The organism is Pseudomonas zeae, from assembly GCF_014268485.2.
Classification (GTDB): Bacteria; Pseudomonadota; Gammaproteobacteria; order Pseudomonadales; family Pseudomonadaceae; genus Aquipseudomonas; species Aquipseudomonas neuropathica.
The window spans coordinates 104691-127704 of sequence record NZ_CP077090.1; the positions used below are offsets into that span (position 1 = coordinate 104691).

The 23014-nt window shown below is 60.1% G+C and carries 19 protein-coding genes; 6 read left to right on the top strand and 13 right to left on the bottom strand.

Annotation, left to right across the window (positions count from 1 at the left end; translation table 11 throughout):
• The first annotated feature begins 74 nt into the window (after window positions 1-74).
• Together phoR and HU754_RS00500 are read left to right on the top strand one after the other, a co-directional pair.
• Entirely contained in the window at window positions 75-1361 is a 1287-nt protein-coding gene (gene phoR, locus HU754_RS00495; protein ID WP_189661338.1) for a phosphate regulon sensor histidine kinase PhoR, read from the top strand.
• A gap of 122 nt (window positions 1362-1483) precedes the next feature.
• Window positions 1484-2824, top strand: coding sequence for a hemolysin family protein (locus tag HU754_RS00500; protein ID WP_007920256.1), 1341 nt, complete (start codon window positions 1484-1486; stop codon window positions 2822-2824).
• 128 nt (window positions 2825-2952) lie between these two features.
• On the opposite strand, the gene HU754_RS00505 is transcribed toward HU754_RS00500, so the two are convergent.
• The 8 genes from HU754_RS00505 to HU754_RS00540 form a co-directional block, all read right to left on the bottom strand.
• Window positions 2953-3849, bottom strand: a complete 897-nt coding sequence (locus tag HU754_RS00505; RefSeq protein ID WP_186620214.1) for a peptidoglycan DD-metalloendopeptidase family protein — start codon at window positions 3847-3849, stop codon at window positions 2953-2955.
• Between the two features lie 208 nt (window positions 3850-4057).
• Entirely contained in the window at window positions 4058-5017 is a 960-nt protein-coding gene (locus HU754_RS00510; RefSeq protein WP_186620216.1) for a response regulator, read from the bottom strand.
• A gap of 177 nt (window positions 5018-5194) precedes the next feature.
• Window positions 5195-5956, bottom strand: a complete 762-nt coding sequence (phoU, locus tag HU754_RS00515) for a phosphate signaling complex protein PhoU (protein ID WP_007954334.1) — start codon at window positions 5954-5956, stop codon at window positions 5195-5197.
• 71 nt (window positions 5957-6027) lie between these two features.
• Window positions 6028-6861: a phosphate ABC transporter ATP-binding protein PstB gene (gene pstB, locus HU754_RS00520; protein ID WP_103302696.1), complete on the bottom strand. Its 834-nt coding sequence runs from the start codon at window positions 6859-6861 to the stop codon at window positions 6028-6030.
• Between the two features lie 143 nt (window positions 6862-7004).
• The gene (pstA, locus tag HU754_RS00525) at window positions 7005-8675 is read right to left on the bottom strand and encodes a phosphate ABC transporter permease PstA (RefSeq protein WP_093429625.1); all 1671 of its coding nucleotides are present in this window, start codon (window positions 8673-8675) and stop codon (window positions 7005-7007) included.
• Window positions 8676-8691: 16 nt separating this feature from the next.
• Window positions 8692-10725 carry an ABC transporter permease subunit gene (locus HU754_RS00530; RefSeq protein WP_175559543.1) on the bottom strand — a complete coding sequence of 678 codons (2034 nt, stop codon included), beginning with the start codon at window positions 10723-10725 and terminating at the stop codon, window positions 8692-8694.
• A gap of 422 nt (window positions 10726-11147) precedes the next feature.
• Complete coding sequence (locus HU754_RS00535; RefSeq protein WP_186620218.1) at window positions 11148-12149, bottom strand: phosphate ABC transporter substrate-binding protein PstS; 1002 nt, start codon at window positions 12147-12149, stop codon at window positions 11148-11150.
• A 233-nt stretch (window positions 12150-12382) separates the two neighbouring features.
• Window positions 12383-13681 carry an MFS transporter gene (locus tag HU754_RS00540; RefSeq protein ID WP_186620220.1) on the bottom strand — a complete coding sequence of 433 codons (1299 nt, stop codon included), beginning with the start codon at window positions 13679-13681 and terminating at the stop codon, window positions 12383-12385.
• A gap of 376 nt (window positions 13682-14057) precedes the next feature.
• Between HU754_RS00540 and HU754_RS00545 the strand changes: the two genes are divergently transcribed.
• Complete coding sequence (locus HU754_RS00545; protein ID WP_003229628.1) at window positions 14058-14462, top strand: acyl-CoA thioesterase; 405 nt, start codon at window positions 14058-14060, stop codon at window positions 14460-14462.
• Between the two features lie 57 nt (window positions 14463-14519).
• On the top strand, window positions 14520-15419 hold the full coding sequence (locus tag HU754_RS00550) for a D-hexose-6-phosphate mutarotase (protein WP_186620222.1): 900 nt from the start codon (window positions 14520-14522) through the stop codon (window positions 15417-15419).
• 125 nt (window positions 15420-15544) lie between these two features.
• On the opposite strand, the gene HU754_RS00555 is transcribed toward HU754_RS00550, so the two are convergent.
• From HU754_RS00555 to HU754_RS00575, 5 genes are all read right to left on the bottom strand, one after another.
• Window positions 15545-16081, bottom strand: a complete 537-nt coding sequence (locus HU754_RS00555) for a DUF3299 domain-containing protein (RefSeq protein ID WP_007920225.1) — start codon at window positions 16079-16081, stop codon at window positions 15545-15547.
• A 93-nt stretch (window positions 16082-16174) separates the two neighbouring features.
• Window positions 16175-16420 carry a GlsB/YeaQ/YmgE family stress response membrane protein gene (locus tag HU754_RS00560; protein WP_003229635.1) on the bottom strand — a complete coding sequence of 82 codons (246 nt, stop codon included), beginning with the start codon at window positions 16418-16420 and terminating at the stop codon, window positions 16175-16177.
• 110 nt (window positions 16421-16530) lie between these two features.
• Entirely contained in the window at window positions 16531-17613 is a 1083-nt protein-coding gene (locus HU754_RS00565; protein ID WP_047596872.1) for a 5-(carboxyamino)imidazole ribonucleotide synthase, read from the bottom strand.
• Window positions 17614-17623: 10 nt separating this feature from the next.
• Window positions 17624-18115, bottom strand: coding sequence for a 5-(carboxyamino)imidazole ribonucleotide mutase (gene purE / locus HU754_RS00570; RefSeq protein ID WP_085579114.1), 492 nt, complete (start codon window positions 18113-18115; stop codon window positions 17624-17626).
• Window positions 18116-18446: 331 nt separating this feature from the next.
• Complete coding sequence (locus HU754_RS00575) at window positions 18447-19355, bottom strand: LysR substrate-binding domain-containing protein (RefSeq protein ID WP_093429621.1); 909 nt, start codon at window positions 19353-19355, stop codon at window positions 18447-18449.
• A 180-nt stretch (window positions 19356-19535) separates the two neighbouring features.
• Between HU754_RS00575 and HU754_RS00580 the strand changes: the two genes are divergently transcribed.
• Both HU754_RS00580 and HU754_RS00585 read left to right on the top strand, forming a co-directional pair.
• The gene (locus HU754_RS00580; RefSeq protein ID WP_186620224.1) at window positions 19536-20960 is read left to right on the top strand and encodes an aspartate ammonia-lyase; all 1425 of its coding nucleotides are present in this window, start codon (window positions 19536-19538) and stop codon (window positions 20958-20960) included.
• A gap of 463 nt (window positions 20961-21423) precedes the next feature.
• A complete protein-coding gene (locus tag HU754_RS00585; protein WP_093429619.1) occupies window positions 21424-22872 on the top strand; it encodes an alanine/glycine:cation symporter family protein in 1449 nt (482 codons plus the stop codon).
• Window positions 22873-23014: the final 142 nt, after the last annotated feature.

Below are 23014 nucleotides of genomic sequence, written 5' to 3' on the forward strand. Positions count from 1 at the left end.
TCCGACCGCCAGACTCGCTGACAAGGACCGTATTTTCCGTGAATCAAAACTGGCATGGCACCCTGATTCGCCACATGCTGCTGTTGGTCACCGCCTGTCTGGTGATCGGCCTGATCACCGGCTATTACGGCTGGAGCCTTGCGGCGGGTCTGGGGATTTATCTGGCCTGGACACTCAAGCAATTGCTGCGTCTGCACGAGTGGCTGCGCCAGCACCAACCCGACGAAGCACCGCCCGATGGCTATGGCCTGTGGGGTGAAGTGTTCGACAGCATCTACCACCTGCAACGCCGCGACCAACGCGTGCGCGGGCGTCTGCAAGCGGTGATCGACCGGGTGCAGGAATCCACCGCCGCACTGAAAGACGCGGTGATCATGCTCGACAGCGACGGCAACCTGGAATGGTGGAACCGCGCCGCCGAAACCTTGCTTGGCCTCAAGACCCCGCAGGACAGCGGCCAACCGGTGACCAACCTGGTGCGCCATCCGCGCTTCAAGGAATACTTCGAGCAGGACAGCTACGCCGAGCCGCTGGAAATCCCCTCGCCGACCAACGATCGCGTGCGTATTCAGCTGTACCTGACCCGCTACGGCAACAACGAACACTTGATGCTGGTGCGCGACGTCACGCGCATCCATCAGCTGGAACAGATGCGCAAAGATTTCATTGCCAACGTCTCCCACGAGTTGCGTACGCCGCTGACGGTGATCTGCGGCTACCTGGAAACCCTGCTCGACAACGTCGAGGAAGTGAATCCGCGCTGGAGTCGCGCGCTGCAGCAGATGCAACAACAGGGCGGGCGCATGCAGACGCTGCTCAACGATTTGTTGTTGCTGGCGAAACTGGAGGCCACCGATTACCCGTCGGACAATCATCCGGTGCAGATCGACACCCTGCTGCAATCGATCAAGAGCGATGCGCAGCAATTGTCCGGCGCGAAGAACCAGCGCATCAGCCTCGAAGCCGATGCCGGCCTGTTGCTCAAGGGCAGCGAGGCGGAGTTGCGCAGTGCGTTTTCCAATCTGGTGTTCAACGCGGTGAAGTACACCCCGGCCGAGGGCAACATCCGCATTCGCTGGTGGGGTGACGATCAAGGCGCACACCTGAGCGTGCAGGATTCCGGCATCGGCATCGACAGCAAACACCTGCCGCGCCTGACCGAGCGTTTCTACCGCGTCGACTCCAGCCGCAACTCCAACACCGGCGGCACCGGGCTCGGTCTGGCCATCGTCAAACACGTGTTGCTGCGCCACCGCGCACGCATGGAGATCAGCAGCGTGCCCGGTCACGGGAGCACGTTCACCTGCCATTTCGCCCCGGCTCAGGTGGCTCAGGCGCGAGCCATCAGCGCCGCCGAGTAAGACCGACCGGCACTCGCCACTAGGCAATCGCCATGTCAGCCGCTACATTGGCTGACTTGTGCCTGCCTTTCAGGCGCGACTTTTCTCTCTCTTGAATCACACGGAACCCGCAAAACTCCATCATGGACCCTTCCCCTGGCTTGTCCCTCGCTACAATTTTCGCCGATTTCGGCATGATCCTTTTTGCTCTGATCCTGGTTTTGCTCAACGGCTTTTTCGTTGCGGCGGAATTTGCCATGGTCAAACTGCGCTCGACCCGGGTCGAGGCCATCGCCGATCAGAACGGCTGGCGCGGGCACATCCTGCGCACCGTGCACAGTCAGCTCGATGCATACCTCTCGGCCTGTCAGCTCGGTATCACGCTCGCCTCCCTTGGCCTTGGCTGGGTCGGTGAGCCGGCGTTCGCACACATCCTCGAACCGCTGCTGAGCGCGGTCGGCGTGCAGTCGCCGGAGATCGTCAAAGGTGTTTCGTTCTTCACCGCGTTCTTCATCATTTCGTACTTGCACATCGTGGTTGGTGAGCTGGCCCCGAAATCCTGGGCGATCCGCAAACCCGAGTTGCTGTCGCTATGGACGGCGGTGCCGCTGTACCTGTTCTACTGGGCGATGTACCCGGCGATTTACCTGCTCAACGCCAGCGCCAACGCGATTCTGCGTATCGCAGGGCAAGGCGAACCCGGTCCGCACCATGAACACCATTACAGCCGCGAAGAACTGAAACTGATCCTGCACTCCAGCCGTGGCCAGGATCCGAGCGATCAGGGCATGCGCGTTCTGGCCTCGGCGGTGGAAATGGGCGAGCTGGAAGTGGTCGACTGGGCCAACTCCCGCGAAGACCTGATCACCCTCGAATTCAACGCGCCGCTGAAAGAAATCCTCGCGATGTTCCGTCGCCACAAGTTCAGCCGTTATCCGGTGTACGACAGCGAGCGCCAGGAGTTCGTCGGCCTGCTGCACATCAAGGATCTACTGCTGGAACTGGCGGCGCTGGACCACATTCCCGAGTCGTTCAACCTGGCTGAGCTGACCCGTCCCCTAGAGCGCGTGTCGCGGCACATGCCGCTGTCGCAGTTGCTGGAGCAGTTCCGCAAGGGCGGCTCGCACTTCGCCGTGGTCGAGGAGGCTGACGGCAACATCATCGGCTACCTGACCATGGAAGACGTGCTGGAAGTGCTGGTCGGCGACATTCAGGACGAACATCGCAAGGCTGAGCGCGGGATCCTCGCCTATCAGCCGGGCAAGCTCTTGGTGCGTGGCGACACGCCGCTGTTCAAGGTGGAACGCCTGCTGGGCATCGACCTCGACCACATCGAAGCGGAAACCCTCGCCGGGCTGGTCTACGAAACCCTGAAACGGGTGCCGGAAGAGGAAGAAGTGCTGGAAGTCGAAGGCCTGCGGATCATCATCAAGAAGATGAAAGGGCCGAAGATTGTGCTGGCGAAGGTGTTGATGCTGGATTGATGGGCTGCTCCAGCACCGCGTCGCTCCCTTCGTCGGAACGCCGCCCGGAGCCGGCACGCTCCCACAGTTGAAATGCATTCCAAGGTGGGAGCGAGCCTGCTCGCGAAGGGGCCCGCAGGTGCAGCAGATCATTGCTTGCCCAACGCAAAGTTGGGCAACGCCCCCAGCGGCTGGATGAACTGATACGGAATCGACACCAGCCCCTCGCCGGTATTGCGCTGCACCACAAAGTGCAGGTGCGGACCGCTGCTGTTGCCGGTGTTGCCTGACAACGCCAGCGGACTACCCACGGTCACCCTTTGCCCTTCGCGCACGCTTACCGAACCTTGCTTGAGGTGCAGGTACACGCCCATGGTGCCGTCGTCATGCAGTACCCGCACGAAATTGCCGGACGCATCCGAACCGCGCCCGCTCTGGGAATTCTCGGTCTTCACCACCACCCCGGCCCGCGCGGCAATGATCGGCGTGCCAACCGGCATGGCGATGTCCATCGCATAGCGATTCTTCGGCCCATAGTGACTGTACTGACCGTTGGCGCCCTGACTCAGACGAAACGGCCCGCCACGCCACGGCAGCGGATAGCGATAGCCCTGCGCGATACCAGTGGGGTCACCGAGGGAATAGTAGAACTGCGGCGTATACACCAGCGGCTGCTTGCCGGATATCGCCGTCAGCAACGCCAACCGCGTGTTGCTGCGCGCCGGCAGCACCCGGTGGATGGTTTGCGCCGGCGCACCGCGCACATTGCTCAGCCCGGTGAATGCCAAGGCAATTTTGACCGGCGCATACAAATCGTTGCGCACGAAGACCACGTCAGTGCCCTTCTGCTTCTTGATATCGAGGTAAACCTGCCGTTCCAGGCGCTCGACCATGCGGTCCTGAAACACGAACACCTGCGAGCCTTTGCTCGGCCGGTCGCTGTACGACACCACGCCGTTGGCATCAGTGGATTTGTAGATGGTCATGGCCACAGCCGAAGTGGATGCCATGAAAAGACCATAGAAAAACAGCAGGCGCGCGAGCATGGGCAAAAGTCTGTCGAAGTGAGGCCTGGGAATGAGCCTAGCAGGTGAAGCAGACCAGGCTAGTCGACAGATGTTTCAAATTGGCCAGTCTGGGAGATTGGTGGTGCAAGTGATGGCCCCTTCGCGAGCAGGCTCGCTCCCACATTTGGAATGCATTCCAGGGTGGGAGCGAGCCTGCTCGCAAAGGCGTACTGTCAGGCGACGAAGATTACGCGCCGGGAACGAAGTGCTTCTGCGCCGTGCCGCGGGCGATCAGGCGCGAGATGTAGTCGAGTTTCTGCGCGTCCTGATCGACGAAACGGAAGGTCAGTTGCAACCAGTCGCTGTCCGGTTTTTGTTCAAAGGCAACGACGGCGTGCAGGTAGCCGTTGAGGCGGGCAATCTCGGCGTTGTCGCCCTGCTCCAGATCGAGCACAGCGCTGTCGAGGATCTGCGGCAGGGTCTCGGTGCGCTTAACCACCAGCAACGCTTCCTTGATGCTCAGGGCCTTGATTACGCATTGCTGAGTACCGCTTGGCAGGCGCAACTGACCCTGACCACGACCACTGGCCGGAGCCGACGCGGCGGCTGGAGCCTTGACCGGTGGGCTGTTGAGCAAACCACGCGATGGCGCAGCGGCGGGCGCTGGCGCGGCAGCAGCCGGTTTGGCAAACGGATTGACCGCAGCAGCGGCTGCCGGAGCACCACCGACCACGGCAGGCTTGCCGCCAGTCAAGGCGCTCAGGGAATCGTTGCCGAACGCCGAGTTCATCTTGGTCGGCGCGCTGTTCATCAGGGTGTCGAGCTTGCCGACCTTGTTCAGCGCCTGTTTGACCTTGGTCAGCAGTTGCTCGTTGGTGAACGGTTTGCTGACGTAGCCGGAAACGCCGGCCTGAATCGCCTGCACGACGTTTTCCTTGTCGCCACGGCTGGTGACCATGACGAACGGCATGGTCTTGAGGTTGTCTTGCTCGCGGCACCAGGTCAGCAGCTCGAGACCGGACATTTCCGGCATTTCCCAGTCGCACAGAACCAGGTCGAACGCTTCCCTGGCCAGCATGGCCTGAGCCTTTTTGCCGTTGACGGCGTCCTCGGTGCGGATCCCCGGGAAGTAATTACGCAGGCACTTTTTCACCAGGTCACGAATGAACGAAGCATCGTCCACGACCAACACACTGATCTTGCTCATCCAACACCCCTATTAAAATCCCGGCAAGCATAACGCTGGCTGATGGCACATTGCCAAAACTCTTCAGTCACGCCGGGACTTTTCGTTCGCGGGTGCTGCTTTTTAATTCGGTTCTGCCCATGAAAAGCACAAACAAAAACGCCCGGCCAAAGGGCCGGGCGCTTTTCTCAGGCAATCTTACTTATCGTCAGCATCGCCCGGAACATTAGCGGTTTCGCCGCTTGTGCCTTCAACTTCTTCTTTCATGCGTTTGAGGCCCATGTGGCGCACGTCGGTGCCGCGCACCAGGTAAATGACCAATTCGGAGATGTTGCGTGCGTGGTCGCCGATGCGTTCCAGCGAACGCAGCACCCAGATAATGCTCAATACCCGCGAGATAGAGCGCGGGTCTTCCATCATGTAGGTCGCCAGCTCGCGCAGCGCGGTCTTGTATTCGCGGTCGATGATCTTGTCGTATTGCGCCACCGACAACGCCAGATCGGCGTCGAAACGGGCAAACGCGTCCAGCGCATCGCGGACCATGTTGCGCACCTGGTCGCCGATGTGGCGAACCTCGACGTAACCGCGTGGTGCTTCGCCTTCTTCGCACAGCTGAATCGCTCGACGAGCGATCTTGGTCGCTTCGTCACCGATGCGCTCCAGGTCGATCACCGACTTGGAAATGCTGATGATCAAACGCAAATCGGAGGCCGCCGGCTGACGACGGGCGAGAATGCGCAGGCATTCTTCGTCGATGTTGCGTTCCATCTGGTTGATCTGGTCATCAATCTCACGCACCTGCTGAGCCAGGCCGGAGTCGGCTTCGATCAGCGCGGTGACCGCGTCGTTGACCTGTTTCTCGACCAGCCCGCCCATGGCCAGGAGGTGGCTGCGCACTTCCTCGAGCTCAGCGTTGAACTGCGCGGAGATGTGGTGGGTAAGGCCTTCTTTACTAATCATGTTGGCGTCCTTGGAGCGTCCGGTAAGGTGCGGTGGGCCGCAGCGTCAATTCTGTGAATAACCCGCAACTGTCAGCCATAACGACCGGTGATGTAGTCTTCGGTCTGCTTCTTCGCCGGATTGGTGAACAGGGTATCGGTGTCGCCAAATTCCACCAGTTTGCCCATGTACATGAACGCCGTGTAGTCGGACACCCGCGCGGCCTGTTGCATGTTGTGCGTAACGATAACGATGGTGAACTTGGACTTCAGCTCGTAGATCAGCTCTTCGACTTTCAGCGTCGAGATCGGGTCGAGGGCCGAGCACGGTTCGTCGAGCAGCAGCACTTCCGGCTCAACCGCGATGGTGCGGGCGATGACCAGACGCTGTTGCTGACCGCCAGACAGGCCGAGTGCCGAGTCATGCAGACGGTCTTTGACTTCGTCCCACAACGCCGCGCCTTTCAACGCCCACTCGACCGCTTCGTCGAGGATGCGCTTCTTGTTAATGCCCTGGATGCGCAGACCGTAAACAACGTTTTCGTAGATGGTCTTCGGGAACGGGTTGGGCTTCTGGAACACCATGCCGACGCGACGACGCAGCTCCGCAACGTCTTCGCCCTTGCGATAGATGTTATTGCCGTAGAGGTTGATCGCGCCTTCTACGCGGCAGCCGTCAACCAGGTCGTTCATGCGGTTGAAGGTGCGCAGCAGCGTGGATTTACCGCAGCCGGACGGGCCGATGAACGCGGTCACGCGCTGTTTCGGGATGTTCATGCTGACGTCGAACAGCGCTTGTTTCTCGCCGTAGTACAGGCTCAGGCCGGGTACTTCGATGGCCACGGTTTCCTGCGCCAGATTGAGGCTTTGCTTGTCGCGGCCCAGGGCGGACATGTTGATGCCGTGGGTATGTGTTTCGTGCTGCATGGGAGGCTCCCTGTGCTAACAAATTCGGTTCGGTTTTTGTGAGAGCCAGCCTGCTGGCGATTCAGGCACTGCGGTTTGTCTATGAAACCGCGGTGATGCCTTCGCGAGCAGGCTCGCTCCCACATAGAAATCAGTGCTGCAAATCAGCTATCCAGTGCTTTGTATTTTTCGCGCAGGTGGTTGCGGATATACACCGCCGACAGGTTCAACGTCGCGATCACCAGTACCAGCAACAGCGCCGTGGCATACACCAGCGGACGCGCCGCTTCGACGTTCGGGCTCTGGAAGCCGACGTCATAAATGTGGAAGCCCAAGTGCATGATCTTCTGATCCAGGTGCAGGTACGGGTAGTTGCCGTCCACCGGCAGCGACGGCGCCAGTTTCACCACACCCACCAGCATCAGCGGCGCCACTTCACCGGCGGCGCGGGCCACGGCGAGGATCATGCCGGTCATCATTGCCGGGCTGGCCATCGGGATGACGATCTTCCACAAGGTTTCAGCCTTGGTCGCGCCCAGTGCCAGCGAACCTTCACGCACGGTGCGCGGAATACGTGCCAGACCTTCCTCGGTCGCCACAATCACCACCGGCACCGCCAGCAGTGCCAGTGTCAGCGAGGCCCAGAGCAGACCCGGTGTACCGAAGGTCGGTGCTGGCAGTGCTTCGGGGAAGAACAAGCGGTCGACCGAACCACCGAGTACGTAAACGAAGAAGCCCAGACCGAACACGCCGTAAACGATCGCCGGAACGCCGGCGAGGTTGTTCACCGCGATACGGATGATCCGCGTCAGGGTGTTCTGCTTGGCGTATTCACGCAGGTACACCGCCGCCAGCACACCAAACGGGGTGACGATCATCGCCATGATCAGGGTCATCATCACGGTGCCGAAGATCGCCGGGAAGATCCCGCCTTCAGTGTTCGCTTCACGCGGGTCGTCCGAAAGGAATTCCCAGATCTTGCTGAAGTAGAAACCGAGCTTGGTGAAGGTGCTCATCGCGTTCGGCTGGTAGGCGTGAACCACTTTGCCCAGACCGATTTCAATCTCTTTGCCGTTGGCGTCACGTGCGGTCAAGGCATCGCGGTTGAACTGCGCATGCAGATCGGCCAGACGCGCTTCGATGTCCTGATAACGCGCATTCAGCTCGGCACGCTCGGACTCCATGTCCGCCTGCGCGGTGGCGTCGAGCTTGCCTTCAAGTTCCAGTTTGCGACCGTGCAGACGGATGCGTTCAAGCCCTGCGTTGATTGCACCGATGTCGGTCTTTTCCAGCGACTTCAGTTGCGCCGCCAGACCGTTCACACGGTTGATCCGCGCTTGCAACTCTGGCCATGCCGCCTCGCCTTCGGCAATGACTTTGCCGTCCTGTTTGACGTTGACCAGGTAGCCGTAGAAGTTGCCCCACTCACGACGTTCGATCGCCATCAACTCGGGAGGCGTTGTCTGGTTGGTCAGCCACTCACCGACGATCCAGGTGAAGTCGTTGCCGTTCAGGTCACGGTTGCCGACCTTGATCAGCTCACGGGTCATGAATTCCGGACCTGCATCAGGCACCGGCAAACCGGCGCTCTTCAGACGGGCACGGGGCACTTCTTCTTTCTGCACCACTTCACCGACGACCAGGTGATTGGCCTGACCCGGTACGTCGTAATTGGCGTGGACCAGGTCCGCCGGCCAAAAGTGACCCAGACCGCGCACGGCAATCACCGCCAGCAGGCCAATGGTCATGATGACCGCGATGGACACCGCGCCACCGCTGATCCAGACGCCCGGGGCGCCGCTCTTGAACCATCCTTTCAGGGAGTTCTGTTTCACAGACTTCTACCTTTGCTTAAAGCGACGAGTATTTCTTGCGCAGACGCTGACGAATCAGTTCTGCCAGGGTGTTCATGACGAAGGTGAACAACAGCAGCACCAGCGCCGAGAGGAACAGCACGCGGTAGTGGCTGCCGCCGACTTCCGACTCGGGCATTTCCACCGCGACGTTGGCGGCCAGGGTGCGCAGGCCTTCGAACAGGTTCATTTCCATGACCGGGGTGTTACCGGTGGCCATCAACACGATCATGGTTTCGCCGACCGCACGGCCCATGCCAATCATCAGCGCCGAGAAGATCCCCGGGCTGGCAGTCAGGATCACCACGCGGGTCATGGTCTGCCACGGCGTGGCACCCAGCGCCAGCGAGCCGAGGGTCAGGCCGCGCGGCACACTGAACACGGCGTCTTCAGCGATCGAGTAAATGTTCGGAATCACCGCGAAACCCATGGCCAGACCGACCACCAGAGCGTTGCGCTGGTCGTAGGTGATGCCCAGGTCGTGGGAGATCCACATGCGCATGTCACCGCCGAAGAACCAGTTTTCCATGAACGGGCTCATGTACAGCGACAACCAACCCACAAACAGGATCACCGGAATCAGCAGCGCACTTTCCCAACCGTCCGGGACTTTCAGGCGGATCGATTCAGGCAGGCGGCTGAAGGTGAAACCGGCGACCAGAATGCCGATCGGCAGCAACATCAACAGGCTGAAGATGCCCGGCAGATGCCCTTCGACATATGGCGCGAGGAACAGCCCGGCGAAGAAACCGAGGATCACCGTCGGCATCGCTTCCATCAGCTCGATCACCGGTTTGACCTTGCGGCGCATGCCCGGGGCCATGAAGTACGCGGTGTAGATCGCAGCGGCAACGGCCAGTGGAGCGGCGAGCAGCATGGCGTAGAACGCAGCTTTCAGAGTGCCGAAGGTCAGTGGCGACAGGCTCAGTTTCGGTTCGAAATCGGTGTTGGCCGCGGTCGATTGCCAGACGTATTTAGGCTCGTCGTAGTTCTCGTACCAGACCTTGCTCCACAGCGCGCTCCAGGAAACTTCCGGGTGCGGGTTGTCGAGCAGTAATGGTTGCAGCTTGCCGCCGGCTTCGACGATCACGCGGTTGGCACGCGGCGACAGACCGAACAGGCCCTGGCCTTCTACCACTTGATCGACCAGCAAGGTGCGATGCGCGGTACTGTGGAACACGCCAAGCTTGCCGCTAGCATCCAGAGCAAGGAAGCCCTTGCGACGCTCTTCGGCAGTGATTTCAACGATCGGCGTGGTGCCCATCTGGAAAGTTCGAATCTGCTTCAGGCGCAGCTCACCATCGGTGTCACGGGCCATGAACCACTGGGCCAGACCACCCTTGGAGTCGCCGACGATCAGCGAGATACCACCGACCAGTTGCGTGGTCGCAGTGACTTCGGCGTCAGCGTTTTCCAGCAGTTTGTAGCGACCGTTGAGGCTCTTGTCGCGCAGGCTGAACACATCGGCCTGAGCGCGACCGTTGACCACGTACAGCCACTGCTGGCGCGGGTCGACGAAGATGTTTTTCACCGGCTCAGTCATTTGCGGCAGATCGATACGCTTCTGCTCGTTGGTGACTTCGCCAGTCATCATGTTTTCTTCGCTGGTCAGCGACAGCACGTTGAGTTGCGAACCGGTCGAACCGACCAGCATCAACGTCGTGTCGGTGGCGTTCAGGCTGACATGCTCCAGCGCGCCGCCGGCTTCGTTCAGCGCGATCGGCGTCTCGCCGTACGGATACTCGATGGCCGGGCTGATGGTTTTCTTGCCATCGGGGTAGCTGACTTTATAGGTGTGACGGAACACCAGCGCCTGACCGTTGGACAGACCCACGGCCACCAGCGGATGGCCCGGCTGATCTTCACCGATAGAAGTCACGGTTGCGCCGGCTGGCACTGGCAGATCGACGCGCTTCAGTTCAGCGCCACTGTCGATATCAAAGAACAATGCCTGGCCCTTGTCGGAAACGCGCATGGCCACCTGATTCTGCTCTTCGAGCGAAATCATCAGCGGCTTGCCGGCGTCCTGCATCCAGGCCGGGGTGATCGAGTCTTTCGCGGTCAGGTCGGCACCCTGGAACAGCGGCGCCACCACGTAGGCGAGGAAGAAGAAGATCAGGGTGATGGCTGCCAGCACCGCGAGACCGCCAACGAGGACGTACCAGCGGGTGAAGCGATCCTTGAGCGCACGAATGCGGCGCTTGCGTTGCAGCTCAGGCGTATTGAAATCAATGCGCTTGGGAGGATTAGTAGTCATTTGGGAATTGGCCAGATCATTCATGCGCTCACCCTAGCGATCCTGTATGACAGAAAGATGACAATGCAGTGACGCAGCAAATCCACCGCCAGCGGGACTGGCAGGGGATCAAAAATTTGAGGTGTGTAAAAGGCCGGTCTGCACGCAGATCCGGCCTTTTACATGAGTCCGGTGGGGTTCACTCTGGACTCAATTTGTTACTTTTTTGCGACTTCAGCGCCGCCTTCCTGCAGACCCAGGTCAGCCAGTGCTTTTGCAGCAACCTTGGCTGGCAACGGGATGTAGCCGTCTTTCACTACCACTTCCTGGCCCTGCTTCGACAGCACCAGTTTCACGAACTCAGCTTCCAGCGGAGCCAAAGGCTTGTTCGGGGCTTTGTTGACGTACACGTAGAGGAAACGCGACAGCGGGTACTTGCCGTTCAGGGCGTTTTCTTCGCTGTCTTCGATGAAGTCAGTGCTGCCCTTCTTCGACAGAGCTACGGTCTTCACGCTAGCGGTCTTGTAGCCGATGCCCGAGTAACCGATGCCGTTCAGCGAGGAGCTGATCGACTGCACAACCGACGCCGAACCTGGTTGTTCGTTGACGTTTGGTTTGTAGTCGCCTTTGCACAGGGCTTCTTCTTTGAAGTAGCCGTAGGTGCCGGATACCGAGTTACGACCGAACAGTTGCACTGGCTTGTTGGCCAGGTCGCCGGTCACGCCCAGGTCGCCCCAGGTTTTCACGTCGGTTTTGGCGCCGCACAGACGGGTGGACGAGAAGATCGCGTCAACCTGTTCCATGGTCAGGTGCTGGATCGGGTTGTCCTTGTGCACGAACACTGCCAAGGCATCCACGGCAACCGGGATAGCGGTTGGCTTGTAGCCATACTTCTGCTCGAAGGCCGCCAGTTCGGTGTCCTTCATCTTGCGGCTCATCGGGCCCAGGTTGGAGGTGCCTTCAGTCAGCGCAGGTGGCGCAGTGGCGGAGCCAGCGGCCTGAATCTGGATGTTTACGTTCGGGTATTCTTTTTTGTAGTTCTCAGCCCAGAGGGTCATGAGGTTGGCCAGGGTATCGGAACCGACGCTGGACAGGTTGCCCGACACACCAGTGGTCTTGGTGTAGCTCGGGATAGCAGGGTCAACAGCGGCGAACGCGTTGGCAGTCGCAACGCCAGCAGCGACAAAAGTCATTGCCGCCATCAAACGCTTCAGTTTCATGCCTTACTCCTAGCAGATAGGGTGTGTTAAGTCGGGGCCAAGTATCAGCAGGCCGTGTGAACACTCTATGGCTGAAATATGACAATTGGATGAAAGGCCAGCATCGAGGTTTTACTGGATGATTCGTGGTGCCCCCATTCGCGAGCAGGCTCGCTCCCACAGTTGAAATGCATTCCAAATGTGGGAGCGAGCCTGCTCGCGAAGGCGCCGGGACTATTGAGGGAGATTTCGGATCAACGCCCTTTCTTCCAGAGCCACGCCCCGACCAGAATCCCCATCGCGCACAGCACCGCCACATAGTAGGCAGGCCCCATCGCGCTTTCTTTCAGCAGCAGGCTGACCACCATCGGCGTCAACCCGCCGAAGACCGCGTAAGCCACGTTGTACGAGAACGACAATCCACTAAAACGCACCACCGGCGGGAACGCCTTGACCATCACGTACGGCACCGCACCAATGGTGCCAACCAGAAAACCGGTCAGCGCATACAGCGGGAACAGCCAGTTCGGGTGATCGGCGAGGCTGTGATAGAAGGTCCATGAGCTGATCAGCAAACCCAGGCAACCGAACACAAACACGCGGCCGGCCCCAAAGCGATCCGCCAGTGCGCCGGAAATGATGCAGCCGATGCTCAGGAACACAATCGCCAGACTGTTCGATTGCAACGACTCGGTCGGCGAGAAGTGATAGACCATTTGCAGCACGGTCGGGGTCATCAGGATCACCACAACGATCCCGGCCGACAGCAACCAGGTCAGCAGCATCGAGATCGCAATCGCCCCGCGATGATCACGCAGCACTGCGCGCAGAGGCACTTCTTCAGCCAAGGCTTTACGCAGTTGCAGCTCGGCGAATACCGGGGTTTCGTGCAGCCAGCGGCGCAAGTAAACCGAGAACAGGCCGAACACACCGCCCAGCAGGAATGGAATACGCCAGGCGTAATCGGATACTTCCGCCGGCGTATAAATGCTGTTGATCGCGGTGGCGACCAGCGAGCCGAGCAAAATGCCGGCGGTCAGGCCACTGGTGAGGGTGCCGCAGGCGTAACCCATGTGCTTTTGCGGTACGTGTTCGGAAACGAAGACCCACGCGCCCGGTACTTCGCCACCAATCGCCGCGCCTTGAATAACCCGCATTAATAGAAGAAGGATTGGCGCCCACAGGCCGATCTGCGCGTAGGTTGGCAGCAGACCCATGATCAGGGTCGGCACGGCCATCATGAAAATGCTCAGGGTGAACATCTTCTTGCGCCCCAGCAGGTCGCCGAAGTGCGCCATGACGATGCCGCCCAGCGGTCGCGCCAGATAGCCGGCGGCGAAAATGCCGAAGGTCTGCATCAGGCGCAGCCACTCGGGCATGTCGGCGGGGAAGAACAGCTTGCCGACCACGGTGGCGAAGAAGACGAAAATGATGAAATCGTAGAATTCCAGCGCGCCGCCAAGGGCGGACAGCGATAGAGTCTTGTAGTCATTGCGGGTCAACGGTCGTGCGGGTTGCTCGGGCTGCGCGAGGCTCGAAGGCGCTGTGGTCATGGCAAGGGCTTCTCTTATAGTCGGATCTGCCGCCACAACAACGCTGGCGGTGGCTTGGGCAGGTTCGGCACCATAGCAAATTGTTCGAAAAAGCACATAGAGGTGCGTATTTGACGGTCGAAATGAGAACCGGATGGTCGTCGCGGAGTCTACCGACCGATATACTCGCAACCTGCTCCGGTTTGTAGGGGGTTGCTGTGCGAAAACGTCGTTGGCCCGGCCTTTGCTCGGGATTAGCCGGTTTCGCAGAGTTTCTCCTTAGGCGCCTGATGGAAAACGTGACGAACGTAGTATGTTCGGTGCTGAATCGTTTTTCCCGAAGACGGCTACCACCAGCAATACCAACGAAGAGTCACGGGTCAGAGGCACCCCCGGCATGATAGAGCTCGAACAAGAAGATCCGATCCCGCAAGGCGACCTGGCCCTGCAAATCACCGCACTCCCACGCGAAACCAACGGCTTTGGCGATATTTTCGGCGGTTGGCTGGTTGCACAGATGGATTTGGCCGGCACCGCAATGGCCAGCCGTGTCGCTGGCGGACGCGTCGCCACCGTCGCCATCGACCGCATGGCGTTCCTTGTGCCTGTGGCTGTCGGCGCGCAATTGTCCTTTTATACCCAGACCCTGGAAATCGGCCGCAGCTCGATCCAGATGATGGTCGAAGTGTGGAGCGACGACCCGTTGTCCAGCGAGTGGCGTAAAGTCACCGAAGCGGTCTTCGTCTTCGTCGCCATCGACGGCAGCGGCCGCACTCGCTCGGTTCCACCACGCGCGCGTTAAACATCGTCGCCGTTTTACGGTCGATAGTTGTCCTTGTTACTGATCGAGAGCTGTCCCATGAACACGCCCAACGTTGAAGCCGTGAAACTGGATGAACTGAACTGCTGGCGTATCCGCCACGGTCAGGCCGAAGTGCTGGTGGCCCAGCAAGGCGCGCACATCCTCAGTTATCAGATCGATGGCCAGCCGCCGATCATCTGGCTCAACGACAAGGCCGAGTTCAAGACCGGCAAAAGCATCCGCGCCGGTGTACCGGTGTGCTGGCCGTGGTTCGGCAAGTTCGAGCGTAACCCGCAGAGCGTGCAGGCCATGTATACCGGTGAGCAACCGGCACCCGCGCACGGTCTGGTGCGGGCGATGGATTGGGAGCTGGGCGGCATCGAATCGGAGGCTGACGGCGTCAAGGTCGAATTCAAGCTGCCCTACCCCGAAGGTGGTTTGCCGGGCTGGCCACATCAGGTCGATCTGACCCTGACCCTGCATTTGTCCGAGCAACTGAGTTTCAGCCTGACCAGCCATAACCGTGGCAGTGAAAGCGTCAGCCTGAGCCAGGCGCTGCACACTTACTTCGCGGTCAGTGACGTGCGCAATGTGCATGTCGATGGCGTGGATGGTTTGAATTACATCGAGACGCTGGATGACTGGAAAACCACCAGTCAGCAAGGTGCTCTGCATTTTGCCGGAGAGACCGACCGCATCTACCTCGATGCTCCGCCACAGCTGAGCATTGTCGATCCAACGTGGGAACGACGCATTGTGCTGACGGCTACCGGTTCGCGCACGGCGGTGATCTGGAACCCGTGGATCGACCGCGCCGCCGCGCTGGCCGACATGGATAACGATGGCTGGCAGCGCATGCTGTGCATTGAGACGGCGAATGTGATGGATGACATCGTCACGCTGGCGCCGGGTGCGAGCCATACCATGGGCGTGAGTGTCGCCAGCAAGCCGCTCTAACAGCACCGCAATACAAAATGTGGGAGCGAGCCTGCTCGCGAAGGCGTTGTATCGGTCAACATTCAAATGTCTGACACACCGCTTTCGCGAGCAGGCTCGCTCCCACAGTTGCTTCGTGGTGATTGTTAGAGATCAGATTCCTGCACCACCCGCACCTTGTCCGCTTCCAGCGCATACGCCGCATCGGCCAGATCATTGCTGACCTTCTCGACCTTCAGCGTGCCGGTCACCCACAACGGTGTGTAGATATCATCCAGCTTCAAGCCTTTCGGATAACGCACCAGCACCAGTTGATTCGGTGGCGGTGGCGGCACATGGATGCACGCGCCCGGGTACGGCACGAGGAAGAACAGCGTGCTGCGACCCTTGGCGTCGGATTCCAGCGGCACCGGATAACCACCGATGCGGATGTGCTTGTCGTTCATCGACGCCACTGTTTTGGTCGAATACATCACTGCCGGCAGACCTTTGGCCTGCTTCATCCCGCCCTTCTCGGTGAAGGTGCCGGTGGCTTCCGGGGAGTTGTGGTCGATTTCTGGCATGGCCTCGAGGGCCTTTTGGTCCGACTTGGGCATCAGTTCGAGCCAGTCGGTTTCCGGCAGTTCGCCGGCGTGGGCCAAACCGCTGCCCAGGAAAAGGAGAGTCAACAAAAGACGGCGCATGAAGGTGCTCGGTATAGAAAGGAAAGAACAGTAAATCGCCGAGCATTCTAGCCCTCCCGGCCACTTTGGCAGAGAGGGCTTTGCCGCTTTGGATCAGTTCTTTTTGATCAGGCCGTAGATCACCAGCAACACGATCGCGCCGACCAGTGCGCCGATGAAGCCTGCGCCCTGACCTGCCTGATAGATGCCCAAGGCCTGGCCGCCGTAGGTGGCTGCCAGCGAACCGCCGATACCGAGCAGGATGGTCATGATCCAGCCCATGCTGTCATCGCCCGGTTTCAGGAACCGCGCCAGCAGGCCGACGATCAAGCCGATAAAGATGGTTCCGATAATTCCCATGGCATTTCCCTCTGAATAGTAGATATGCGAAGCCTAGTCAGACTTTAGCATCCTGCCATCAGAGAACGGCGGCACCTGAATGGTTCCGCCGCTGCCACATGAAACTGTCGTTACTCAGCGATCAGCGCTTCGACCTTGACGATCTGCGCCTGCAGCGTGGCCATGTCGGCGCAGCGCAGGTTGGCGTGACCGACCTTGCGCCCGGCCTTGAAGGCCTTGCCGTAGTGATGCAGATGGCAGTCTTCGATAGCGATGACTTTCTCAACCGGCGGTACAACACCGATGAAGTTAAGCATCGCGCTCTCGCCGACTTTGGCCGTCGAACCCAGCGGCAGGCCGGCAACGGCGCGCAGATGGTTTTCGAACTGGCTGCACTCGGCGCCTTCGGTGGTCCAGTGCCCGGAGTTGTGCACGCGCGGGGCGATTTCGTTGGCCTTGAGGCCACCGTCGACTTCAAAGAACTCGAACGCCATGACGCCGACGTAGTCGAGTTGCTTGAGCACGCGGCTCGAGTAGTCTTCGGCCAGCGCCTGCAACGGGTGATCGGTACTGGCCACCGACAGCTTGAGGATGCCGCTGTCGTGGGTGTTGTGCACCAGCGGATAAAACTTCGTTTCACCATCGCGGGCACGCACGGCGATCAGCGAGACTTCACCGGTGAACGGCACAAAGCCTTCCAGCAGGCAGGCAACGCTGCCCAGCTCGGCGAAAGTGCCGACCACGTCTTCCGGCTTGCGCAGGACTTTCTGGCCCTTGCCGTCATAACCCAGGGTGCGGGTTTTCAGCACGGCCGGCAGACCGATCGAAGCCACCGCAGCGTCCAGATCGGCTTGCGACTGAATGTCAGCGAAAGCCGGAGTCGGGATGCCCAGGTCCTTGAACATGCTCTTTTCGAACCAGCGGTCGCGAGCGATGCGCAGGGCTTCGGCACTCGGGTAGACCGGGACGAATTGCGACAGGAATGCCACGGTTTCGGCCGGGACGCTTTCGAACTCGAAGGTCACCAGATCGACTTCATCGGCGAGTTGGCGCAGATGATCCTGATCGCCGTAATCGGCCCGCAGGTGTTCGCCCAACGCAGCGGCGCAAGCGTCCGGCGCAGGGTCGAGAAAAGCGAAGTTCATGCCCAGCGGCGTACCCGCCAGAGCCAACATGCGACCCAACTGGCCGCCACCGATTACACCGATCTTCATCTCAACAACCTCAGGCAATACGTGGGTCTGGATTGTCCAGGACGCTGTCTGTCTGCTCGGCACGGAAGGTTTTCAGTACCGCGTGGAACTGCGGATGCTTGGCGCCGAGGATGCTCGCCGAGAGCAGGGCAGCGTTGATCGCGCCGGCCTTGCCGATGGCCAGGGTGGCGACCGGAACGCCCGCTGGCATCTGCACGATCGACAGCAGCGAGTCGACGCCAGAGAGCATGGCCGACTGCACCGGCACACCCAGCACCGGCAGGTGGGTCTTGGCCGCACACATGCCTGGCAGGTGGGCCGCGCCACCGGCTCCGGCGATGATCACCTCGATGCCACGACCTTCAGCCTCTTCGGCGTACTGGAACAGCAGATCCGGGGTGCGGTGGGCAGAGACCACTTTGACCTCGTACGGGATGCCGAGCTTTTCCAGCATATCGGCGGTGTGGCTAAGGGTGGACCAATCGGACTTGGAGCCCATGATCACGCCAACCAGTGCACTCATCGTCGCGCCTCTTCTCTCTGGAGCGCCCGCAGGCGCGTCATAAAACAACAAGCCACGCAGGTTGCGTGGCTTGATTGTACGAAAAATGGCCGGACGTGCCGGCCGAAGGCCGCGCAGTATACCGCAAAGAAAGCAATAAACAGCCCCCCGCACGACCATCTGTCATCTGCCGCAAATGCCCGGTTTTATTGACTTGAAGGTCAGCGACAGAACACCGCAAATCCCCTGTAGGAGTGAGCCTGCTCGCGATGGCGGTGTATCAGTCACATCATCGTTGAATGTGCAGACGCTATCGCGAGCAGGCTCACTCCTACAAGGGGGCCGCGTAGGCTCAGGAAGCTTGGGCAGCGCCACCCTCGAGCTTGCGCCACAGCAGGCGTACGTTGGCTTTGCGTACCAAGGCGCAGCGGTAGAGGCGAATTTCCAGCGGCACATGCCATTGCGGGCCGCCGCAGACCACCAGCTCGCCACGAGCCAGCTCAGCACGCACGCTCAATTGCGGTACCCAGGCGATACCCAGGCCTTCCAGTGCCATGCTTTTCAGACTGTCAGCCATCGCCGTTTCGTAAATAGTGGTGAAACGCAGCTGACGCTGACGCAGCAAACCATTCACCGAACGCCCGAGAAACGCACCGGCGCTATACGCCAGCAACGGCACGCTCGCATCACCTTCGAGATCGAACAGGGGCTTGCCCTCGGCATCCGCCGCACACACAGGGAGCATTTCCGTCTGGCCCAAATGCAATGAAGGGAAAATCTCCGGGTCCATCTGCATTGCCGCATCCGGATCGTAGAACGCCAGCATCAAATCACAGCCACCTTCGCGCAACGCATGCACCGCATCGCCGACGTTGGTTGCAACCAATCGGGTGGCGATGTTCAACCCTTCATTACGCAACTGCGCGATCCAGCGCGGGAAGAAACCCAGCGCCAAGGAGTGAGCGGCAGCGACCTGCATCACTTCGCCCTGCCCGCCTTCCAGATGATGCAGATGGCGTAGCACTTCACCGAGCTGTTCAACCACCGTGCGCGCGGTCACCAGAAACAACTGCCCCGCTGCCGTCAGTTCGATCGGCGTGCGCGAGCGATTGACCAGAGTCAGCCCCAGCGCAGCCTCCAGACTGCGAATCCGTCGGCTGAACGCCGGCTGGGTCACGAAGCGCCGTTCGGCCGCCTGCGAAAAGCTGCGGGTGGCGGCCAGAGCACTGAAGTCCTCGAGCCATTTGCTTTCCAGATTCATCACGTCCTCCAGGACACGCACCAAAACAGGTCACACGTCTGCCGCGCACGCGGCGTCACACGGGCATTATGCCGAATGTGCATAGGGCAGTGCTGAACAGCATTGGCCCAAAATTTCCCACAAGCCTAGCATTCGCAGCGTTCCGGCACAGACCGGGTCCATATCGAGATGATTTCTATCATGTCCTCCGCTGCATCTTTCCGCACAGAAAACGACCTGCTTGGCGCCCTCGAAGTACCGGCTCAAGCGTATTACGGCATCCAGACCCTGCGAGCGGTGAACAACTTCCGTCTCTCCGGCGTTCCGATTTCGCATTACCCGAAACTGGTTGTCGGCCTGGCGATGGTCAAACAGGCCGCCGCTGACGCCAACCGCGAGTTGGGTCACCTGAGCGAAGCCAAGCACGCTGCCATCAGCGAAGCCTGTGCCCGATTGATCCGCGGTGATTTCCACGAAGAGTTCGTGGTCGACATGATTCAAGGTGGCGCCGGTACTTCCACCAACATGAACGCCAACGAAGTGATCGCCAACATTGCTCTGGAAGCAATGGGTCACCAGAAAGGCGAGTACCAGTACCTGCACCCGAACGACGACGTCAACATGGCGCAGTCGACCAACGACGCCTACCCAACGGCGATCCGCCTGGGTCTGCTGCTCGGTCACGACACCCTGCTGGCCAGCCTCGACAGCCTGATTCAGGCGTTCGCGGCCAAGGGCAAAGAATTCGATCACGTCCTGAAAATGGGCCGTACCCAGCTGCAAGATGCCGTGCCGATGACCCTCGGCCAGGAATTCCGCGCGTTCGCCACCACCATGGGCGAAGACCTGGCGCGTCTGAGGTCGCTGGCCCCGGAACTGCTGACTGAAGTGAACCTGGGCGGCACCGCGATCGGTACCGGCATCAACGCCGACCCGCGTTATCAAGCGCTGGCTGTACAGCGTCTGGCCCTGATCAGCGGTCAACCGGTAGTGCCGGCGGCCGACCTGATCGAAGCGACTTCCGACATGGGCGCCTTCGTGCTGTTCTCCGGCATGCTCAAGCGCACCGCGGTCAAACTGTCGAAGATCTGCAACGACCTGCGCCTGCTGTCCAGCGGCCCACGCACCGGCATCAACGAAATCAACCTGCCAGCGCGTCAGCCAGGCAGCTCGATCATGCCCGGCAAGGTCAACCCGGTAATCCCGGAAGCCGTGAATCAGGTGGCGTTCCAGGTCATCGGTAACGACCTGGCGCTGACCATGGCAGCCGAAGGCGGCCAACTGCAGTTGAACGTGATGGAGCCACTGATCGCCTTCAAGATCTTCGACTCGATCCGCCTGCTGCAACGCGCCATGGACATGCTGCGCGAGCACTGCATCGTCGGCATCACCGCCAACGAAGCGCGCTGCCGCGAACTGGTCGAGCACTCGATCGGTCTGGTCACCGCACTGAACCCGTACATCGGCTACAAAAACGCCACCCGTATTGCCGGCCTCGCCCTTGAAAGCGGCCGCGGCGTACTGGAACTGGTGCGCGAAGAAGGTCTGCTCGACGAAGCCATGCTCGCCGACATTCTGCGCCCGGAAAACATGATTGCTCCGCGTCTGGTTCCGCTTAAAGCCTGAGCCGACGCGTAGTTTGTAGCACCGCTCACCAGGTCGAGGGACTAGACACCTCTCACCTTTTGAGGGCTTGGGGATTTGTCCCCAAGCCCTTTTTTTTAACTTTCTGACCCTGAGACCCGTATGTCTGGGGACTGAACAATGGGGGAGTCCGCTCCCACAAAAAAGCAGTTCCCGCACAAGCCCGGCGCCGGTAACGCCGGGTGTTTCACAGCTTCGTTTCGTCGCTTGCACCACAACCGTGCAGACGGGCGCCGCACTGATCGGTATAGTGCCGCCCCTCTTCGCGTGAGCGGTCGTCGGTAACGAGGCCACAACCCATGCGAAACCCGAACTAATAACAAACCCGCGAAATGGATCCGGGACGAAACCATCGCCTCACCTGTCGTGCCGTGCGCACACCGGTGTAACACGATATTTCTACCATCCAGCATTTGCTCACACAAAAAACAGCGAGGAAAAATCCATGCTCGAAGTCATCAACGACTTCCTCTCAGGGAAAGTACTGATCGTGCTCATTGTCGGGCTCGGTAGCTACTTCACGATTCGCTCGCGTTTCGTTCAATTGCGGCACTTCTTCCACATGTTCGCGGTGTTCCGCGACAGCCTCAAAGGCAGCGCCGGGCAACTCAGCTCGTTCCAGGCCCTGATGCTCAGCCTTGCCGGCCGTGTCGGTGCAGGCAACATCGCCGGTGTCGGCATCGCCGTGACCCTGGGTGGTCCAGGTGCGGTCTTCTGGATGTGGGTGACCGCACTGGTCGGCATGTCCAGCAGCTTCTTCGAATGCACCCTGGCCCAAGTCTACAAGCGCGCCGATGGCGACGGCCTGTACCGTGGCGGTCCGGCTTACTACATCCAGCACGGCCTGAAACTCAAAGGCATGGCGGTGGTGTTCTCGGTCCTGCTGCTGGTCACCTACGGCTTTGCCTTCATTGGCCTGCAGTCCTACACCGTGACTCACTCGCTGCAGAACGCCTTTGAATTCAACCCACAACACACCGGTATCGTCCTGGCAGTGTTGCTGGCCATCACCTTCATCGGCGGCATCAAGCGCATCGCCTCGGTGTCCGACCTGCTGGTACCGATCAAGACCCTCGCCTATATCGGCGTGACCCTGTACGTGATCGGTACTCAGATCGAACACGTACCAGCCATGCTGGAAACCATCTTCAAGAGCGCCTTCGGCCTCGACCCGGCCTTTGGTGGCCTGCTCGGCAGCGCCATTGTCATGGGCGTGAAGCGTGGCGTGTTCGCCAACGAAGCAGGCCTGGGCAGTGCGCCGAACGTCGCCGCCGTGGCTGCCGTGAAGCACCCGGGCGCCCAGGGCGTGGTTCAGGCCTTCAGCGTGTTCCTCGACACCTTCGTGATTTGCACCTGCACCGCGCTGCTGATTCTGCTGTCGGGCTTCTACACCCCGGGCTTCGAAGGTGACGGCATCGTCCTGACCCAGAACTCGCTGGCCGCTGTGGTCGGTGACTGGGGTCGCATGTTCGTCAGCGTCGCGCTGTCGCTGTTCGTCTTCACTTGCATCCTCTACAACTACTACCTGGGCGAAAACAGCCTGCAGTTCCTCACCCGCAACCGCGCCGCGCTGATGATTTTCCGCGGCCTGGTGCTGGCGCTGGTGGTATGGGGTTCGATGCAGGACCTGTCGACCGTGTTCGCCTTCGCTGACATCACCATGACCTGCCTGGCCTTCGTCAACCTGATGGCCCTGGCCATGCTGTTCAAGGTCGGCATGCGTGTAATGCGCGACTACGACGAGCAGCGCCGCGCCGGCGTTAAACAGCCCGTGTTCGACTCCAGCAAATTTACCGATCTGGATCTCGACCTGCAGGCCTGGCCGACCAACCCGTCTGCCGCTGCCGGCAAGACCGAAGCCGAGCCGCAAGGCGTGCCTGCAGCGCAACGCTGACAGGTGAATGACGGGCGCATCCTCTGCGCCCGTCAGTTATTGTGACGCAATAACTTGTAGGAGTGAGCCTGCTCGCGATAGCTGTCTTTCAGCCAACATCAATGTTGAATGATGAACCGCTATCGCGAGCAGGCTCACTCCT